Raw genomic sequence first — 19,280 nt, forward strand, 5'->3', positions numbered from 1 at the left:
AGTAAGTTAAAAATTATGCTTTAAGGTGATTGCAGCGAGGCAAGGCGCACTAAAGCAAGGAGTACAACAAGCTGCAAGTGTGTTGGCCGCGCTTCGCTACCCAAGTCACATACTGGTGTATGCTCCTTGGGATAGCTCAGCTTGCCGCCTTCTTGCCACTCGAATTATTTAAAGTAATACAGCGCTAAGTTGGCGCGTTGGCAAATTACCCTTTAGAATAATTACGGTGTATTTTACAGCAAGCGGCAGTGTGTTGAGTTTGTGTATAGTTGTAATGAATATAATTAATTAGGCATAAATAATATTTACGGATAAGGAATACTTTTGGACAGCCAGCTTGAAGTGACTGCAAAGAACTCGAAGATCGTGAGAATTTTACAAGTTACGGATACGCATCTTTTTGCTAACACTGAGAACACCCTTTTAGGTGTAAATACTTATGATAGCTATCAAGCAGTGCTTGGCGCTATTGCAAAAGAAAATCTCCCAATTGATTTGATTGTTGCGACAGGGGATCTGGTTCAAGACCAATCGCCACAAGCTTATCAACATTTTGCAGATGGTATTGAGCGTATTCCTGCGCCTTGTGTTTGGCTTCCTGGAAACCATGATTATCCGCCAGCCATGGTTGAAACCCTTAGGGTGGCTGGTATTTCAAGCGCTAAACAAATTTTAATTGGCGATGAATGGCAAATTCTAATGTTAGATAGCCAATTGCAAGACGTCCCCCATGGTGAACTTTCTGAGCAACAATTAGAATGGATGAAGCAGAGCTTAGATGCGCAACCTGACCGTACAACGTTAGTAATGCTACACCATCATCCATTGCCTTCGGGCTGTACATGGCTAGATCAACACAGCTTAAGAAATTCGCACATATTAGCGGATTACCTAAAAAGCTATCCAAATGTTAAAACCATGCTGTGTGGGCATATTCATCAAGAAATGGATGTGCTTTGGCATGGAATACGTTTGTTAGCCACGCCTTCAACTTGCGTGCAATTCAAACCACATTGTACTAACTTTGCGCTAGATACCGTAGCACCCGGTTGGCGCTATTTGGAACTCAGTGTGGATGAACAAGGGCATAGGCATATCAAAACGAGTGTGCATCGTTTAGAGACGAGAGAATTCAGCCCTGATTTAGACTCCGACGGTTATTAATCACCTTATGTCTACTTTACTTTATATTCACGGTTTTAATAGCTCACCTTTATCAGCTAAAGCAAATAGTTTAAAGAAATGGGTTGATGCAAACTACCCACATATCAATATGGTTGTGCCGCAATTACCGAATTTTCCTCGGCAAGCTCAAGCCATGTTAGAAGATATTGTCTTACAACATAAACAGGGGAAGATTGGCCTAATAGGTTCCTCCCTTGGAGGGTATTTTTCTCTTTGGCTCAGTGAGCGTTATCAACTTCCTGCAGTGGTGGTCAACCCTGCTGTAAGACCCTTTGACTTACTACAAGACTATTTAGGGGAGAATACAAACCCCTATACTTACGAAAAATATGTGTTGGAAAACAAACATATTCATGAGCTAAAATCCTTATACATTGAAAAGTTAACATCTCCTCATCTTATTTGGTTACTACAGCAAATGGGGGATGAGGTACTTGATTATCGTGAAGCTGTTACCTATCTTTCTAAGTGTAAACAGACTGTAGAACCTGACGGTAATCATGCATTTGTTGGTTTTGAAGCATACTTTCCTCAAATTGTTCATTTTTTACAATTGGCAGAGAAATAGTGTCAAAACACATGAACACTGTTATTATCAACAGTAACTCACTGATTGAATAGTTCAATTAGCCACCTATTTACCGCAGAATGACAACATGACTCAATCTAGTTATAACGCAGAGGCCATTGAAGTCCTCAGTGGTTTGGAGCCTGTTCGCCGTCGTCCGGGGATGTATACTGATACCAGCCGACCGAACCATTTGGCTCAAGAAGTAATTGATAATAGTGTCGACGAAGCCCTTGCTGGGCATGCGGGGCACATCGAAGTTATTTTACATGCCGATCAATCCCTTGAGGTGATCGATGATGGGCGTGGTATGCCTGTTGATATCCACCCTGAAATGAAAGTGCCAGCCGTAGAGTTAATTTTAGGGCAGCTGCACGCGGGGGGGAAATTCTCCAATAAAAGTTACCAGTTTTCCGGGGGCCTACACGGGGTAGGTATTTCCGTAGTCAATGCGTTATCAAAACGTATTGAAGTTACAGTGCGTCGCGATAGCCAAGTGTATCAAATTGCCTTTGAAAACGGCGATAAAGTAGAAGATTTGCATGTAATCGGTACCTGTGGCAAGCGTAACACAGGGACTAGCGTGCATTTTTGGCCAGATGAAAGCTATTTTGATAGCCCAAAATTTTCAGTTTCGCGTTTAACTCATAATTTAAAAGCCAAAGCCGTTTTATGTCCTGGCGTGAAAATCACGTTTAAGGACAAGCTCAATAATACAGAGCAAAGCTGGTGTTACAGTGATGGGTTAACTGATTACTTAATGGAATCCATAGACGGGCTAGAAGCATTACCCGCAAAACCTTTCACTGGGGAGTTCTCAGGGGAAACTGAAGGTGCTCAGTGGGCGCTGTTATGGTTACCTGAAGGCGGTGAATTGTTAACTGAAAGCTATGTAAACCTTATTCCAACCGCGCAAGGTGGAACCCACGTTAATGGTTTACGCCAAGGGTTATTGGACGCGATGCGTGAATTTTGTGAATTCCGCAATATTTTACCTCGTGGTGTTAAGCTTTCGGCGGATGATATCTGGGAACGCTGTACGTATGTACTTTCCGTAAAAATGCAAGACCCTCAATTTGCAGGGCAAACGAAAGAACGCCTTTCATCGCGTCAATGTTCTGCATTTGTTTCCGGTGTTGTTAAAGATGCCTTTAGCCTGTGGTTAAACCAAAATGTGCAAGTGGCTGAGCAACTGGCGGAAATGGCAATATCGAGCGCACAACGCCGGATGCGTGCGGCGAAAAAAGTAGTGCGTAAGAAGCTAACCAGTGGCCCTGCATTGCCGGGTAAACTGGCAGATTGCAGCTCGCAAGACCTTAGCATGACAGAACTCTTCCTTGTCGAAGGGGATTCGGCGGGCGGGTCAGCAAAACAAGCCCGCGACCGTGAATACCAAGCTATCATGCCATTACGTGGTAAAATCCTAAACACATGGGAAGTGTCTTCTGACGAAGTTTTAGCTTCCCAAGAGGTACATGATATCTCCGTGGCAATTGGTATTGACCCTGATAGCGAAGACCTCAGCCAACTACGTTACGGTAAAATTTGTATTCTTGCGGATGCGGATTCCGACGGTTTACATATTGCAACGTTATTGTGTGCTTTATTTGTGCGCCATTTCCCGACTTTAGTCAAAGCGGGGCATGTATATATGGCAATGCCGCCGTTGTACCGTATCGATTTAGGCAAAGAAACTTTCTATGCCCTTGATGAAAGCGAAAAAAATGCGGTGCTAGAGCGTCTTAGCCGTAAGCGTGGTAAACCGAATGTTCAACGGTTTAAAGGGTTGGGTGAAATGAACCCACCACAATTACGCGAAACCACATTAGATCCAAATACTCGTCGCCTTGTTCAGTTAACCATCGATGATGAAAACTACCAAGAAACGCTTGCCGTTATGGATATGCTTCTAGCGAAGAAACGCTCTGAAGACCGCCGTAATTGGTTACAAGAAAAAGGCGATATGGCTGAAATTGATGTCTAACATCCGAATTGCGATGAGAAAGCGTAAGGAATTAATTAAATGAGTGAAATTACTCATGATGGTGTGGAGCGCCTACCGCTTCATGCCTTTACTGAAAATGCCTATCTAAACTATTCGATGTACGTCATCATGGATAGGGCATTACCTTTTATTGGCGATGGGCTTAAACCTGTTCAGCGCCGCATTGTGTATGCCATGTCAGAACTTGGTTTGAGCAACACAGCAAAATATAAGAAATCAGCAAGAACTGTCGGTGACGTACTAGGTAAATACCATCCACATGGTGACAGTGCGTGTTATGAAGCGATGGTATTAATGGCTCAACCGTTTTCTTACCGTTACCCACTAGTGGACGGGCAAGGGAACTGGGGAGCACCGGATGACCCTAAATCGTTTGCAGCAATGCGTTATACCGAATCGCGCTTATCAAAGTATGCGGAAGTTTTGCTGAGCGAGTTAGCTCATGGCACGGTTGATTGGGTACCTAACTTTGATGGTACGTTAAACGAACCTAAAATGTTACCGGCGCGTCTGCCAAATATTTTATTAAATGGCACAACGGGCATTGCAGTTGGGATGGCGACAGACATTCCGCCTCATAACGCCCGAGAAGTGGCAAATGCGCTAGTGGCATTGTTGGAGAAACCAACACTGGGTCTTGACGATATCATGGCGTTTGTTCCTGGTCCTGATTACCCGACCGAAGCTGAAATTATTTCTTCACAAAGTGATATCCGTAAAATTTACCAAAACGGCCGTGGTTCTGTTCGTATGCGTGCTGTGTGGGAAAAAGAAGACGGCAATGCAGTGATAACAGCGTTGCCTCATCAAGTTTCTGGCGCGAAAGTATTAGAGCAAATTGCTAGCCAAATGCGCGCGAAAAAGCTACCCATGGTTGAAGATTTACGTGATGAATCTGACCACGAAAACCCAACTCGTTTGGTTATTGTTCCGCGTAGTAATCGTGTTGATATTGACCAAGTGATGACGCATTTATTTGCGACTACCGACTTAGAAAGAAGTTATCGTGTTAACCTGAATATGATTGGCTTGGACAATCGTCCTTCAGTTAAAGGGTTAGTTGAAATTTTAACTGAGTGGATTACTTATCGTCGCCAAACAGTTCGTAATCGATTAAATCACCGTTTAGACAAAGTGTTAAGGCGTTTACATATTTTAGATGGTTTATTAATCGCTTACCTTAACATTGATGAAGTTATTGAAATTATTCGTACAGAGGACGAGCCAAAGGCTGTCCTAATGTCTCGCTTTAATATTACGGATACACAAGCAGAAGCTATTTTAGAGTTAAAACTACGTCATTTAGCGAAGCTTGAAGAAATGAAGATCCGTGGTGAGCAAGATGAATTAGCAAAAGAACGTGATGAGTTACAAGGTATTTTAGGGTCAGAGCGTAAATTAAATACCTTAATTAAAAAAGAAATTCAGGCTGATGCTAAAGCTTATGGCGATGATCGCCGCTCACCATTACATGAGCGTGAAGAAGCTAAGGCCATGAGTGAGCATGAAATTCTCCCTTCAGAGCCTATTACCGTTGTGCTTTCTGATATGGGCTGGGTACGTAGTGCTAAGGGCCATGATATAGAGCCGACGAACCTCAATTACAAAGCTGGCGATGGTTTTAAAGACGCAGCTCGAGGCAAATCGAACCAAGCCGCAGTATTCCTTGATTCAACAGGGCGTAGTTATTCTGTTGACCCGCTTGAACTACCATCAGCGCGTAGTCAAGGCGAGCCATTAACAGGGAAACTGTCATTGCCACCAGGTGCAACCATTGAACATGTGTTAATGGCACCTGAAGAGCAAAAATATTTGATGGCGTCTGATGCTGGTTACGGCTTTATTTGTACTTTCAATGACCTAGTAACCAAAAACAAAGCAGGTAAGGCTTTAATTTCGTTACCAGATAACGCAAAAGTGTTAGCCCCCATTGAGCTACATAATGAACAAGAAGATTTGCTGTTGGCAATAACCAAAGCAGGGCGTATGTTAATATTCCCTGTTTCAGATTTACCACAGCTGTCGAAAGGTAAAGGGAATAAAATTATCAACATAGCTGGTGCTCAAGCTGCAAGTGGTGATGATTTGTTGACTTGGCTTATGATTTTACCTACAGGTGCATCAATGACTTTGCATTTTGGTAAGCGAAAATTGAAATTTAAAGCTGAAGATCTGCAAAAATATCGTTCAGAGCGCGGCCGCAAAGGGACCTCCTTGCCGCGAGGAATGCACAATATTGAACGTATTGATATTGAGCCTTTAGGTGCTGAATAATTAGTTAAGTAATAAATTCCTATTTATTCACTGCTCAGTCAGATTTGATTGGTGAATAAGTGGGTGATATTAATAGATTGGGGCTGTATGGCCCCGTTGAATTTGGGGTTAGTATGTTAGCGCTGATTAGAGCGATTATAGTTATTATCTACACGCTTGCTGTTTGTATCGGGGGCGGTATTTACTGTCTATTTAGCCCACGCAATCCAAAACATGTGATGACGTTTGGCCATATGTTTGGTCGGTTATCTGTAGTTTTTGGGATTAACGTGATCAACCGTGTCCCTGAAAAAGCCAAAAGCTATGGCCCAAGCATTTATATTGGTAATCACCAAAACAATTACGATATGGTGACTATGTCAAATGGTGTGCAGCCAAGAACGGTAACAGTGGGCAAAAAAAGTTTAGTTTATATTCCATTTTTCGGTTTTTTATATTGGATCACTGGCAATATTCTAATTGACCGCGCTAATCGTTCTAAAGCACATAATACGATTACTCAAGTGGCGGATCAGATAAAAAAACGTAAAATTTCAGTGTGGATGTTTCCAGAAGGGACGCGCAGCCGTGGGCGCGGTCTATTGCCTTTTAAAACGGGGGCATTTCATGCTGCTATCGCTGCTGGGGTACCTATCGTGCCAGTCTGTGTTTCTAGTACGCAAGGCAAGATTAAACTAAACCGTTGGAACAACGGTAATGTGATCATTGAGATGCTAGATCCTATCGATACGTCAGTGTATAGCCGTGAACAGGTCCGCGAACTGTCGGAACTCTGCCATTCCTTAATGGAAGCTAAAATAAAAGAGTTAGATTTAGAAGTCGCTGAAATGGCGAAGCAATCCCAAAAATAATGCGTTATTAAGCCTAATATTCAATAATGCGGTCAGTAAAAATTATTGTCCGCATTATTATCCAAAAACGAGTTTGCCCATCAAATTTGAATCACATTTCGTATAATTTTTTCTTTTTAATTAATTAACCCTACTACTTGTAAAGCTATTAATTATATTTTTATATTTTTAGAAAGATATTTTTAGAATTTACTCTTTTTTCGCGATATCATGGCTGACATAATATTACGGTACTTTATTGTTGTATCTAAGTAGTTATTTTGCTAGCGCCAATTCAAAATTAGCCGCGTTATTGGCTGAAAGTTTCTAATATTAAATAATAAAATGCGCTGGAATTTTTGTTTAGCGGAGAATTTATGTCATTCAATCGATGCCAAACCCTTGTAGCGGCAGGGTTGGCTCTATGTATGTCCTATGTGCCAATGAATGTAAGCGCAGAGGGGGCGATAGCTTTACCTGTGCCACCGTTATTAGAATCTCGGTCTGGTCAGCCACTCTTTTTGACATTACAAAAAATCCATTGGTCTTTTGATGGGAAATACTCAGCCGATATTTGGGGAATCAATGGTTCTTCACCAGGACCAACGGTAAGAGTCAAAAATGGTGATGATTTAAAGCTAATTTATAGCAATAGATTGCCTGAAGCTGTTTCAATGACCATCAGTGGGTTACAAATCCCGGGGACCCAGATCGGTGGGGCTGCAAGGTTGATTTCACCGAATGCAGATTGGTCCCCCGTGATCCCTATTCGTCAAAATGCAGCGACACTTTGGTATCATGCAAATACCCAAGGAAAAATGGGTGAACAAGTCCACAATGGGTTATTAGGCATGTGGATTATAGAAGATGATGTGACTAAAAATTTGCGTTTGCCTAAGCACTACGGTGTCGATGATTTTCCTATTATTATTCAAGACAAGCGGCTAGATAACTTTGGTGTGCCTGAATATAAAGCGAGTGAAGACGGTTTTCTTGGCGATACCTTATTAGTTAATGGTGTTCAGGACCCGTATGTCGAAGTTTCTCGCGGATGGGTGCGTTTACGGTTGCTAAATGCATCGAATTCACGTCATTATGTAATGAAAATTAGTGATGGTCGCCCATTTTCGATGATCGCATCAGACCAAGGCTTGCTCACTGTGCCTGTTAATGTTCAAGCATTACCACTCGCCCCAGGTGAAAGGCGAGAAGTGCTGATTGACATGGCGAAAACTCAAGAGTTGACCATCACAGCAGGCGAGTCTGCAACATTTATGGACCGAGTAAAAGGGTTATTTGAGCCGTCAAATAGCCTAATCTCTACTAATGTGTTGACGATTAAAGCCACAGGCTTAATGTCGTTAGTGACTGATGGCTTACCAACGCAATTAGCTGAAGACAAAACGCAAGTTACATCCAGTATAATGCAACGTGAAATCCACCTTAATGACGGCTTTGGTATTAATAATGCGGTTCTTGATACTAATAGAGTCGATATGACAAGCCGTCAAGGAAATTGGGAACGTTGGGTTATTACAACAAATGTTCCGCAAGCGTTTCATATTGAAGGTGTGAGGTTTAAAGTGCTGAACCGCAATGGTCAACCGACTCCGCCTGAAGATTATGGTTGGAAAGACACCGTATGGGTAGATGGTCGTACCGAGTTGTTAGTTCAAATGATGCAACCTTCGTATAACCATTTTCCATTCTTATTCTATAGCCAAAATTTGGAAAAAGCGGATTTAGGTTCAGCGGGTCAGTTGGTGGTTTCACCACAAGAGTAGTTAAATGAAATAGCAATGTTATCAATAAGAACTATTAAGGAGGTTATTATGCCAAACACAAGAGCTAGAGCGTTAAATTGTATAATAATCATTAGTTAGAGAGGTATTTGCTTCTCTAACACTAGGAGAAGTTAATGGTAACATTGGTTGTTTTAACCCCTGAAAATTGGGAAGAGTGCGCAGATTTACAGGTTTCACCAGCGCAATCCGCATTTATTGCGTCGAACCTTTATTCTATTGCTGAAGTGCAATTTCTAACGGGGTTTGTCGTGAAAGGGATATGCCATCGTGATGAGATGATTGGGATGTTAATGTATGGTATTGACCCCGATGATGGTAATTACTGGATTTATCGTTTTATGATTGATGAAAAGCATCAAGGTAAGGGCTATGCAAAGCAGGCAATGGCTTTGTTGATAGCGGATATTCAGCAGGAAAATACAGCGAATATTCCCTTTTTGATGGTTGGTTATCATTCAGAAAATAATACTGCGCACTATTTTTATCAAAGCACAGGGTTTGTTTCCCAAGGCTTAGCAGATTGGGGGGAGAATTTAGCTCAATATTGCTTAGTTTAAAAAATCAGCGAGCCGCATGGAAATTGCGGCTCTTTTTTATCTTGAACTATCAAAGAATAATTTATTCGGTAACACAAAGTTATGCCGTTTTAATAGTACGAAGGGTCTCCCACTCTATTAAATAGAGTGGAAGTCATCAGAAATTGAATTTGTGTTCCTTTGAAAAAGGAAAGGAATTTATAAGCTATCGTTAATCAATAAACAGTATAGACAGATAAATTAGGCTATTGTTTTTTGCATTTTATCTTAATGAACTAACTAAGCGCTACGCGAACTCCAAAAGCAATTAAAATAACTCCCAGCACTTTATCAACATATTTTTGCACTTTCGCTAACCCTTTTCTAACTGGGGCACTTTGAATTAAAAAGACTAAAATTGGCCAATAAATAACGGCGAGCCCCCAAATAATAAAAGCAAACCATAGTTTTTCGCCAACAGTTGAATTGATGTCCAATACTTGAGTAAACACAGCAAGGAAGAAAAGAGTTGCTTTCGGGTTCAGGACATTACAGAGAAAGCCTTGCATAAAGGCTTTTTTGAACGAGACAATCTCATGTTTACGAGTATTTAAATCAACCAAATGGCTTGACTGAGGCATCAGGCTTTTGATACCAATCCATACCAAGTAAGCGGCTCCTGCATATTTTAAAATATTAAATAGCCAAGGCGTCGTCGTGATGAGAACGGCAAGGCCTGCAACACAATAAGACATATGTAGAGCAATTGCAGCAATAACACCAAAGGCTGTCATGAGAGCCGCTGAACGTTGGTATCGTGCGGCATTTTTAACAATTAAAAAGAAGTCAGGACCTGGCGATAGCATCCCTAGGGTTGCTATGGTGGCAATCATAATACTAGTTTCGTACATGGGATATTCTCTTTTCTATAGCCCCTTACTAACCCAATTTTTAGAATTTGCAATACCTTGCTAAATACCCGTAAATTGAGGCAGGATGAGGTATCTCTTTTGTTTTTAAATGTTATTTTTAGTCCTAAATTTATCAATTCGAGTATAAGTGATTCAAACCTGTTTAAGGAAGCTTAAATTTAGTCGACGAAGCAATTCTCTTTCCGTATAGTGTGCTCAATTTTTATATTAGTTTCTAAGGTGAGTAGATGAATATTAGCTTAATCGCAGCAATGGCGATCGATCAGGTTATCGGCATGGAAAAAGCGATGCCTTGGAATTTGCCCGGTGATCTTGCGTGGTTCAAACGAAATACGTTAAATAGGCCCGTTATTATGGGGCGTGTCACCTATGAATCAATCGGGCGTCCATTACCACAACGCGTCAACATCGTATTAACTAGCCAGCCAGGGGCAGACTCTAACGTTGTTTGGGTGACCTCTATGGAAGAAGCGCTAGCTGCTGCACAAGCGGTAGAGAATGTTGAGGAAATCATGGTGATTGGTGGCGGTAAGGTTTACCAGCAGTTTTTACCTCTAGCGAATAAATTATACCTGACTCATGTTGATGCAGAAGTCATTGGGGATACTCATTTCCCAGTTTATGAGCCAGATGAATGGGATTCGATTTTTACCGAATATCACGAAGCGGATGAAAACAATACGCACGGCTATTGTTTTGAGATACTAACCAAAAGAGTTTAAATTTTCGTTTCACAAAAATGGCGCTTAATGCGCCATTTTGTTTTTAATAGAGCCAAAACTATTCTTTACGGCTTTTTTGGTGTGATTTTTGGCGATAAAATTGTTTTGTTTCCCAGTGGTATAAGGTTAGGTCACCACCCCAGCAGCAGCCAGTATCTAAAGCATAAACGTTATCTGGTGTACATTTCCCTTCAAGGGATGCCCAATGGCCAAAGAACACCGAATAATCCTCAGGAATTTGACTTGGTAAATCAAACCAAGGTTTTAATGGTGCGGGCGCTTTTTTAGGGTTTTCTTTGCAAATCATATCAAGCTGCCCATTCGGGAAGCAGTAGCGTAAACGTGTGAGAGCATTGGTACTAAAACGTAAGCGTGCTAACCCCATTAAACTACTCGACCAATTATTTGGCATATCGCCATACATTGAATCGATAAATAGCGGGTAAGCATCACTGGAAAGGACGGCTTCGACTTCCCTAGCGCACATCCGTGCGGTTTCAATATCCCACTGTGGCGTTATACCTGCATGCGTCATCACTATTTTTCTTTCTTCATCAATTTGCAATAAAGGTTGACGACGTAGCCAATTGATTAGTTCGTCTAGATCAGGGGCATGCAATAATTCATCAAGGTGATCTTTAGGTTTATTACGACTGATTTTACAGTAGATCCCGAGAAGATGGAGATCATGGTTACCGAGAACCAAACGCACCGCGGGACCTAAACTTTTAACATAACGTAAAACTTGCAGTGACCCAGAACCTCGGGCAACCAAGTCACCAGTAAGCCATAATGTGTCTTGGTTTGGATCAAAATTGACCCTGTCCATTAGTTCACGAAGTTCACGATAGCAACCGTGGATATCACCTACTAAATATGTCGACATAATTAATTAATCAATGTTGGAATTGCAAGACGAAAAGCGGGGATATCAACGTGAAAATGGTCCCCTTGAGTGCTTAGCATCACGTAATAACCTTCCATCGTTCCCATTGGTGTTTCAAGAATTGCACCACTGGTGTAACGATATTCTTTTCCAGGAGGAATGACGGGTTGTTCACCCACCACGCCTTCACCTTGAACTTCAGTTTTATGGCCATCACTGTTAGTAATGAGCCAATAGCGGCTCATTAATTGGATGGGTTCTCGCCCTAAATTGCGAATACAGATGGTATAAGCGAACACATACCTTGCAATATCGGGTTGAGATTGGCTTTCGATGTAGACACTCTGAACTTGGATGCTTACATTTGGTTCATTAAGCATAGTGCCTCCTTCAACAGACTATTCTGACCGGTTAGAAAGATAGTTTGCCATTTTGCAATATTGTTCAACAGAAATATTTTCTGCACGGGTACCTAAGTCAACACCCAAATTGGTTAACTCTTCAACACTAAATAAATCCCCTAAGCTATTGCGGATCGTTTTACGGCGTTGGTTAAAAGCTTGGGTAGTAATACGACTTAAGAATTTAATATCTTTTACTGGATAAGGGTTTTCACGATGAGGGATTAACCTCACAATCGCAGAATCTACTTTTGGTGCTGGAGTAAATGCTGTTGGCGGCACTTCGAGTACTGGAACCACATGGCAATAATATTGCGCCATGACACTTAAACGACCATAAGCCTTACTCCCAGGGCCTGCTACCAGCCGATTAACCACTTCTTTTTGCAGCATGAAATTCATATCTGCAATCGAGTTAGTAAAGGTAAATAGGTGGAACATCAATGGGGTAGAAATATTGTAGGGTAAGTTACCAAATACCCGCAGGGGTTGACCTGCTTGTTTTGCTAGCTCGCCGAAATCCACAGTCATCGCATCTTGCTGAATGATAGTGAGTTTATCTTTTAGTTGCGGATGGACGTGTAACCGTGCCGCGAGGTCACGGTCGAGTTCAACGACGGTCATTTTGTCGATTCGGCTACCAACCGGTTCTGTTAAGGCACCTAAGCCAGGGCCAATTTCGACAATGGATTGGCCCGGTTTCGGGTTCATTGCATCTACGATGCTGTCAATAATAAACTGGTCAGTTAAAAAGTTCTGCCCGAAACGTTTGCGGGCAAAGTGCCCCTGATGGACTCGATTATTCATGTATTTTTAGATGTCATTTGGATAGCTAACTTTAATGCGGTGATAAAACTCCCCGCATCAGCATGACCCGTCCCCGCGAGTTCAAGCGCAGTGCCATGATCGACAGAGGTACGGATAAAAGGCAGACCGAGGGTAATATTCACCGCTCTGCCGAAACCTTGGTATTTTAACACAGGAAGACCCTGATCATGATACATTGCTAAAACTGCATCTGCGTGATCTAAATACTTAGGTTGGAAAAGGGTATCCGCGGGTAATGGCCCAACGAGATGAACCCCCTCTACACGTAAGCTTTCAAGTGCGGGTTCGATGGTGTCAATTTCTTCGGTACCCATATGGCCACCTTCACCTGCATGTGGGTTTAAGCCACAAACATAGATTGTAGGTTTTTCAATACCGAATTTTGTTTGTAAATCATGATGTAAGATGGTGATCACTTCACGTAGACTTTGTTGCGTGATGGCACCTGAAACATCTTTAAGTGGTAGGTGTGTGGTGGCTAAGGCAACACGAAGCTCTTCGGTTGCTAGCATCATAACGACCCGCTCACAACCACTACGTTCTGCAAAAAACTCGGTGTGACCACTAAAGGGAACACCGGCATCATTAATAATGCCCTTATGCACTGGCCCCGTTACAATTGCTGAAAATTCACCCTTTAAACAGCCATCACAGGCTTGTGCTAATGTGTCAACCACATAACTACCATTGGCCACATTGAGTACGCCTGCTTTCGCCGGGGTATTTAAGTCAACGGGTATAATGGATAGATGACCTGGAGTATGGGCTTTTACTGCCTTACTTGATTCATATTCGGTCAGAGTGAGTGGTAAGTTTAACGTTTTAGCGCGTTCAAGAAGTAAGTTTGGATCAGCGCATGCAACTAACTCAACAGGCCATGCCTGCTGAGCGAGTTGGATTAGCAAATCTGGACCAACCCCGGCAGGTTCACCGGGGGTGATAACAATAGGCTTAATTAGATTTTTCATCATTAGATTGGTTGTCACGACCATCGATGACTTTTACGTAAGCAGAAGCCCGCTGCTCTTGCATCCAGCTTTGCGCTTCTTCATTAAATTTACGGTTAAACAGTAGGCGGTACGCTTGGTCTTTTTGTGCCGCATCTGTTTTATCTACCTTACGTGTATCTTCTAATTGAATTAAGTGCCAGCCAAAACTTGAAGGAACAGGTTGGCTTAATTCACCTTTGTTTAATTTCATCAGAGCATCACGGAATGCTGGGTCATAGATATCCGGCATGTTCCAACCCAATTCACCGCCTTTTAAGGCGCTACCTGGGTCTTCTGAATTCTCTTTTGCCGCATCTTCAAATGTGATTGCGCCAGAACGGATATCTTGGGCTATTTTCACTAGTTTCTGTCTAGCTTGAGTATCATCCATAATTGGAGATGATTTAATCAAAATATGGCGTGCTTTTACTTCTGTTACAGAAATCGGTTGGCTACCACCACTGACATCATTTACGCGCAAAATATGGAAACCAACACCAGAGCGAATTGGGCCGACAATATTGCCTTTTTTCGCATTTTTTAATTGTTCAGCAAAGACAACTGGCAATTCTTGTAAACGTGACCAACCCATATTGCCGCCTTTCAGCGCTTGCGGGTCTGCTGAGTAGGCAATCGCTAACTTACCAAAATCCCCACCTTTTTTCAGTTCAGTTAAGATTTTGTCTACTAACGCTTCCGCTGTTTTTAACTGTTCTTGAGTTGGGTTCTCGGATAATGGGATTAAGATATGGCTGAGATTAACCCCCATTTCGTAGTTTGCTTGTGAGCTCATTTGTTCAGCAAGAGAATCAACTTCTTGCGGTAAAATTGTCACACGGCGGCGTACTTCATTATTACGCACTTCAGCGATCAGCATCTCTTTACGAATTTCACTGCGATATTGAGCCATATTGATGCCATCAGCAGTTAAACGCTTTTGCATTTGCTCCAGAGTTAAACCGTTCTGGCGAGCAATATCAGCGATGGTCGCATTCACGGCTTCTTCTGGAATGTTTATCTGCATCTGGTTAGCCATCTGCAAGATGATGTTATCCATAACTAGACGCTCAAGGATCTGATGACGCAGGGTTTGATCATCAGGCACCTGTTGGCGTGCGTTCTGAGCGTTCACTTTTACCGTATTGATCATATTCTGGACGTCACTTTCCAGCACAACTCCGTTGTTGACGACCGCAGCCACTTTATCCATTTGCTGCGGCGCAGCCAAGGCAGCAGAGCTTGCGAACATCAGTCCCAGAATAAGCGTTCTCCAATTCTTCATAATGGTCCTATAATATTGACTTTGATTCCGCAAAATGCGGGCTAATACGTGTTTACTCGCCATACTTCGAGTTGCAGTGTTGTTGACTGCACCTCGAAGTATTTAGAGTAAATGCATCTCAAATTATTCAGAATAAACGATGCTATTTGTTATCAGAAAGCACGTTGATAAGGCATAATACCTCGGCTCAACATTTCCTGACTACCTAAACTATGATTGTTATTTAGGCCTCTAAGTTCCACATTGATTGACCATTTATTATCATATTCGCTGCTGAACTTTTCTTTTTGCCAACCGACAATCTTACGTTCATAGCCAAGGTTGACTGCCCAACAACAGGTATTATATTGCAACCCAACCAGTTGGCTCGCGGATTGTTTTTGTTTTGTATCATAATAATATGAGCCGACAAAACCCCAGCGATCATTCAATGGCCAACTAACAACCGTACCTACCTGTGAAATACCTTGTTGATATTCAGGTAATTCTTGATTTTTACCTAACTGGTCTAAATCACGGAAGGTTGCTTGAATATAATCGCGGTCAACAAAACGGTAGTTCAACTGAACTAATCTATCTGCATCTAAACGATATTCTGCAACAGCGTTCCCCATAGTGACATTGCCTAGACGACGGTCATACTGTAAACCACCGCGCATTCCCCAATTATCATTGATGCGCCACATGGTATCAGTGGCCCATAATAAGGAACCGGTATTACTTTTATCATCAATTGGGCGGTTAGAGTCACCCGCACGAGGGCGTTCGAAATAATAAATTTGCCCAACGGAGAAATTAAAGCGCTCAGCTAAACTATCATCATAGAGGCGAGTTGTAACACCCGTAGTGAGCTGATTTGCTGAGGCTATACGGTCAAGACCACTGTATATTCTGTCACGGAACAAACCGCTGTAATCCGATTGTAATAATGAGGAATCGAAGTTATTGATATTGTCCTGATCTTTATACGGAATATACAGGTACTGTACGCGTGGCTCTAATGTTTGTATAAAATCGCTTCCTTGGTAGAGGTCGCGCTCAAAAACGACTTTTGCGTCACTTTTGAACATTGGGAGAACACGGCTTACATTTTTCTCTAAATTTTTATCAGTATTAGAGCGGGGTATGTCTTGGTCGTAATGGGTAGCATACAATTTAATGCTATTGTTCATATTTGCCCAGCCATTTGATAATGGCAGGTTCACCTCAGGTTCGAAGTGTAAACGTGTTGCATCAGGGTTGTTTTTACCCACACTAGTAAAACGAGCCGCTTGCGCATAGGTATGAAAATCGAAAGCGCCTAAATTATTTTTATAATAATTAAAGTCAACTTGCGGCTCCGCTTTATATGCGCGTTTGTTTGGGTTATCAGCAAAGATCTGGAACTGCTTGTGGGTGACTTTAGCATTCCAGTTAGTATCTGAATAACCGGCACTGAATTTTTGGGTGGCATAACCATCAGTGGTACTACCGTATTGGGAACTAAAATCTGTAAAGTAGCTTGGGTCGCTTACTTTGGTATAGTCTGAGCTAAAATTCCAATGCCCTGCATAGGTACCTGAATGGCGCCAGTAGAATAACCAGCGGTCATCGCTGTCACGCTTTTCACGTTTACCACGTTCTTTATCTTTACTGTAGGCTCTGTCATGCTTCAGAAAGTCAAATGCAACGGTACCTGTTCCTGGTGTTATTAGATAACGGAATTCATTATTTAACTTAACACCACGGTGTGTCATAAACTGTGGGGTGATAGTTGCATCGTAGTTCGGTGCAATATTCCAATAATAAGGTAAAGAAAACTCTAAACCGTCATTAGTTGAATAGCTACCTGTTGGAATTAAGAAACCGGAACGACGCTTGTTACCAATAGGCAACTGCATATATGGGCTATAAAAAATTGGCACATCACCAACTTTAAAGCGCGCATGCCAAATTTCAGCGACTTCTTCTTCTCGGTCGATAATTACTTCTGAACCAGCAACGCTCCAGCTATTATTGCCGGGTAAGCAGGTGGTGAAAGTCCCATTTTCCATAATGGAATAACGGTTTTCATCACGCATTTTCATTTTTGTTGCGTCACCACGTCCCTGACGGCCTACCATCATGTAGTTACCATCATTTACATCGGTATTTTTGTTATCTAAATTCGACCATGCTGAAGGGCCTTTTAAGATAATTTGCGGATCATCGTAATGAACATTACCGGTTGCGGTCACTTCACGTACAGGAGGCTCACCCGCCGTTTCTGTTTGGGTGAGTTTGACGTTATCAGCGGTTAATGTCTGGTTCCCTTGTTGAATATCGACATTACCGTCATATTCAACAAAATTAGGGTATTCGCCACGGACATCTTCAGCAGTTATGTGAATAGGCAGGTTGTTGGGGTCACCCTTTACAATAGGTTTTGTATATACAGGGACACCCAGCATACACTGCTGTGCAAGGTCAGCATGTGCTTGCTGACTATAAATTGCCGCCCATACCATGGTGGCAAGTAGTGTTGGATAGCTTTTTTTCATCATTAAATATGCGGTTCCGTCATAATTGGCACAGCCAGCAAACGCTCAAAGACTAACTTAGCCAACCACTTTGCGCCAGTATAATGTAAAAAACTTTACGCGCGGGTAGTTATGCATAGAGCAGAATGAATAGTATGATAATGCAAAATTGCATTCTGAGCATTGAAGAATTGAGGGATATATGCACTATTGGGGTAAAATTATTGGCGTTGTACTCGCAATCGTCTCTGGATTGGGCTTTTGGGGGGCGCTAGTAGGGCTAATTATTGGGCACGGTTTTGATAAAGCATCGATACAACGTAAGTTCGCTGGGGCGATGAACAAACGTGATCGGCAAATCATTTTCTTTGCGAGTACCTTCCAAATTTTAGGTCATTTAACGAAGTCGAAAGGCCGTGTAACTGAGACAGATATTCAGCTTGCATCAAATTTGATGGATAGAATGCAATTGCATGGAGAGACCCGAAAAGCTGCCCAACAGGCATTTAGAGAAGGTAAATCTCCTGACTTCCCATTACGTGATGTATTAAAGCAATTACGTATGGCCTGCTATGGTCGTTTTGACTTAATTCAGATGTTTCTGGAAATTCAATTACAAGCCGCTTTTGCGGATGGGCAGTTGCATCCGAATGAAAGAAAAGTGTTGTTTATTATCGCGGAAGAGTTAGGGATTTCAAAAGCTCAATTTGAGCAGTTCTTAGATATGATTCAAAGTGGTCGCCAATTTGGCCAAGGGTACTCTCAGCAGCAATCTGGGGGCTATTATCAACAATCTAATGGCCCAACCTTAGAAGATGCCTGTAAAGTGCTTGGTGTGTCTCCTAGCGATGACCCTACAAAAATTAAACGTGCTTACCGTAAATTAATGAGTGAACATCACCCAGATAAGCTGGTGGCGAAAGGTTTACCCCCTGAAATGATGGAAATTGCTAAACAAAAAGCCCAATCAATTCAAGCGGCTTATGATCTAGTCAAGAAGGAGCTGGGCTTCAAATAAATTTCCCTGTCATATTTCGCGCCGCAGCGTTGTTGGCTGCGCTCGCGCACCCTAGTCACATACTTTTGTATGCTCCTAGGGATTTGCTCTCTTGCCGCCTAGCTGCAACACGAACTATTTAAGGGAAATCAGGTTAACGAAGAAAAACCAAAAAACCTCGCTTTGTTGTCTTCATCCACGAACCCCTAGTTACGTAGTTATCTACGCTCTAGGGATTTGCTCTCTTGCCGCCTAGCTGCAACACGAACTATGTAAGGGAAATCAGGTTAACGAAGAAAAACTAAAAAACCTCGTTTTGTTGTCTTCATCCACGAACCCCTCGTCACGTAGTTATCCACGCTCTAGGGATTTGCTCTCTTGCCGCCTAGCTGCAACACGAACTATGTAAGGGAAATTAAGTTAACGAAGAAAAACCAAAAAACCTCGTTTTGTTGTCTTCATCCATGAACCCCTAGTTACGTAGTTATCTACGCTCTAGGGATTTGCTCTCTTGCCGCCTAGCTGCAACACGAACTATGTAAGGGAAATCAGGTTAACGAATA

Annotated in this window: 16 protein-coding genes; 9 read left to right on the top strand and 7 right to left on the bottom strand. The window is 42.2% G+C overall.

The window, feature by feature from the left end; all coding sequences use genetic code 11:
* Positions 1-324: 324 nt before the first annotated feature.
* The 7 genes from cpdA to ACPEH5_RS10925 all read left to right on the top strand — a co-directional run bounded on the left by cpdA (position 325) and on the right by ACPEH5_RS10925 (position 9,224).
* Positions 325-1,164: a 3',5'-cyclic-AMP phosphodiesterase gene (gene cpdA / locus ACPEH5_RS10895; protein ID WP_042846027.1), complete on the top strand. Its 840-nt coding sequence runs from the start codon at positions 325-327 to the stop codon at positions 1,162-1,164.
* Between the two features lie 7 nt (positions 1,165-1,171).
* Positions 1,172-1,753, top strand: a complete 582-nt coding sequence (gene yqiA / locus ACPEH5_RS10900) for an esterase YqiA (RefSeq protein WP_281110778.1) — start codon at positions 1,172-1,174, stop codon at positions 1,751-1,753.
* A gap of 88 nt (positions 1,754-1,841) precedes the next feature.
* Positions 1,842-3,737, top strand: a complete 1,896-nt coding sequence (gene parE / locus ACPEH5_RS10905; protein WP_042846024.1) for a DNA topoisomerase IV subunit B — start codon at positions 1,842-1,844, stop codon at positions 3,735-3,737.
* Positions 3,738-3,776: 39 nt separating this feature from the next.
* Positions 3,777-6,032 (top strand): DNA topoisomerase IV subunit A, encoded by a 2,256-nt coding sequence (gene parC, locus ACPEH5_RS10910; RefSeq protein ID WP_166686098.1) that lies wholly within the window; start codon positions 3,777-3,779, stop codon positions 6,030-6,032.
* A gap of 113 nt (positions 6,033-6,145) precedes the next feature.
* On the top strand, positions 6,146-6,883 hold the full coding sequence (locus ACPEH5_RS10915) for a 1-acylglycerol-3-phosphate O-acyltransferase (RefSeq protein WP_042846393.1): 738 nt from the start codon (positions 6,146-6,148) through the stop codon (positions 6,881-6,883).
* A 356-nt stretch (positions 6,884-7,239) separates the two neighbouring features.
* Complete coding sequence (ftsP, locus tag ACPEH5_RS10920; protein WP_042846021.1) at positions 7,240-8,646, top strand: cell division protein FtsP; 1,407 nt, start codon at positions 7,240-7,242, stop codon at positions 8,644-8,646.
* Positions 8,647-8,780: 134 nt separating this feature from the next.
* Positions 8,781-9,224, top strand: a complete 444-nt coding sequence (locus ACPEH5_RS10925) for a GNAT family N-acetyltransferase (RefSeq protein ID WP_048606288.1) — start codon at positions 8,781-8,783, stop codon at positions 9,222-9,224.
* A gap of 254 nt (positions 9,225-9,478) precedes the next feature.
* On the opposite strand, the gene ACPEH5_RS10930 is transcribed toward ACPEH5_RS10925, so the two are convergent.
* Positions 9,479-10,093 carry a LysE family translocator gene (locus ACPEH5_RS10930; RefSeq protein WP_129466394.1) on the bottom strand — a complete coding sequence of 205 codons (615 nt, stop codon included), beginning with the start codon at positions 10,091-10,093 and terminating at the stop codon, positions 9,479-9,481.
* A 248-nt stretch (positions 10,094-10,341) separates the two neighbouring features.
* Between ACPEH5_RS10930 and folA the strand changes: the two genes are divergently transcribed.
* Complete coding sequence (folA, locus tag ACPEH5_RS10935; protein WP_042846016.1) at positions 10,342-10,836, top strand: type 3 dihydrofolate reductase; 495 nt, start codon at positions 10,342-10,344, stop codon at positions 10,834-10,836.
* 58 nt (positions 10,837-10,894) lie between these two features.
* Here the strand turns inward: folA and apaH are convergent, their stop codons facing one another.
* The 6 genes from apaH to lptD all read right to left on the bottom strand — a co-directional run bounded on the left by apaH (position 10,895) and on the right by lptD (position 17,741).
* Complete coding sequence (gene apaH, locus ACPEH5_RS10940) at positions 10,895-11,722, bottom strand: bis(5'-nucleosyl)-tetraphosphatase (symmetrical) ApaH (protein WP_042846014.1); 828 nt, start codon at positions 11,720-11,722, stop codon at positions 10,895-10,897.
* A 2-nt stretch (positions 11,723-11,724) separates the two neighbouring features.
* Positions 11,725-12,102: a Co2+/Mg2+ efflux protein ApaG gene (gene apaG, locus ACPEH5_RS10945; protein WP_042846012.1), complete on the bottom strand. Its 378-nt coding sequence runs from the start codon at positions 12,100-12,102 to the stop codon at positions 11,725-11,727.
* Positions 12,103-12,120: 18 nt separating this feature from the next.
* Positions 12,121-12,930: a 16S rRNA (adenine(1518)-N(6)/adenine(1519)-N(6))-dimethyltransferase RsmA gene (gene rsmA / locus ACPEH5_RS10950; protein WP_042846010.1), complete on the bottom strand. Its 810-nt coding sequence runs from the start codon at positions 12,928-12,930 to the stop codon at positions 12,121-12,123.
* Positions 12,927-13,922, bottom strand: coding sequence for a 4-hydroxythreonine-4-phosphate dehydrogenase PdxA (pdxA, locus tag ACPEH5_RS10955; protein ID WP_042846008.1), 996 nt, complete (start codon positions 13,920-13,922; stop codon positions 12,927-12,929). Before pdxA ends, rsmA begins: the two co-directional genes overlap by 4 nt.
* Complete coding sequence (gene surA, locus ACPEH5_RS10960; protein ID WP_071548576.1) at positions 13,903-15,285, bottom strand: peptidylprolyl isomerase SurA; 1,383 nt, start codon at positions 15,283-15,285, stop codon at positions 13,903-13,905. Before surA ends, pdxA begins: the two co-directional genes overlap by 20 nt.
* Positions 15,286-15,374: 89 nt before the next feature.
* Positions 15,375-17,741, bottom strand: coding sequence for an LPS assembly protein LptD (lptD, locus tag ACPEH5_RS10965; protein WP_071548874.1), 2,367 nt, complete (start codon positions 17,739-17,741; stop codon positions 15,375-15,377).
* Positions 17,742-17,922: 181 nt separating this feature from the next.
* Between lptD and djlA the strand changes: the two genes are divergently transcribed.
* Positions 17,923-18,738, top strand: a complete 816-nt coding sequence (djlA, locus tag ACPEH5_RS10970) for a co-chaperone DjlA (RefSeq protein WP_042846004.1) — start codon at positions 17,923-17,925, stop codon at positions 18,736-18,738.
* Positions 18,739-19,280: the final 542 nt, after the last annotated feature.

The organism is Providencia sp. NPDC089933 (genome assembly GCF_049545585.1).
In the GTDB taxonomy this organism is placed as follows: Bacteria; Pseudomonadota; Gammaproteobacteria; order Enterobacterales; family Enterobacteriaceae; genus Providencia; species Providencia huashanensis.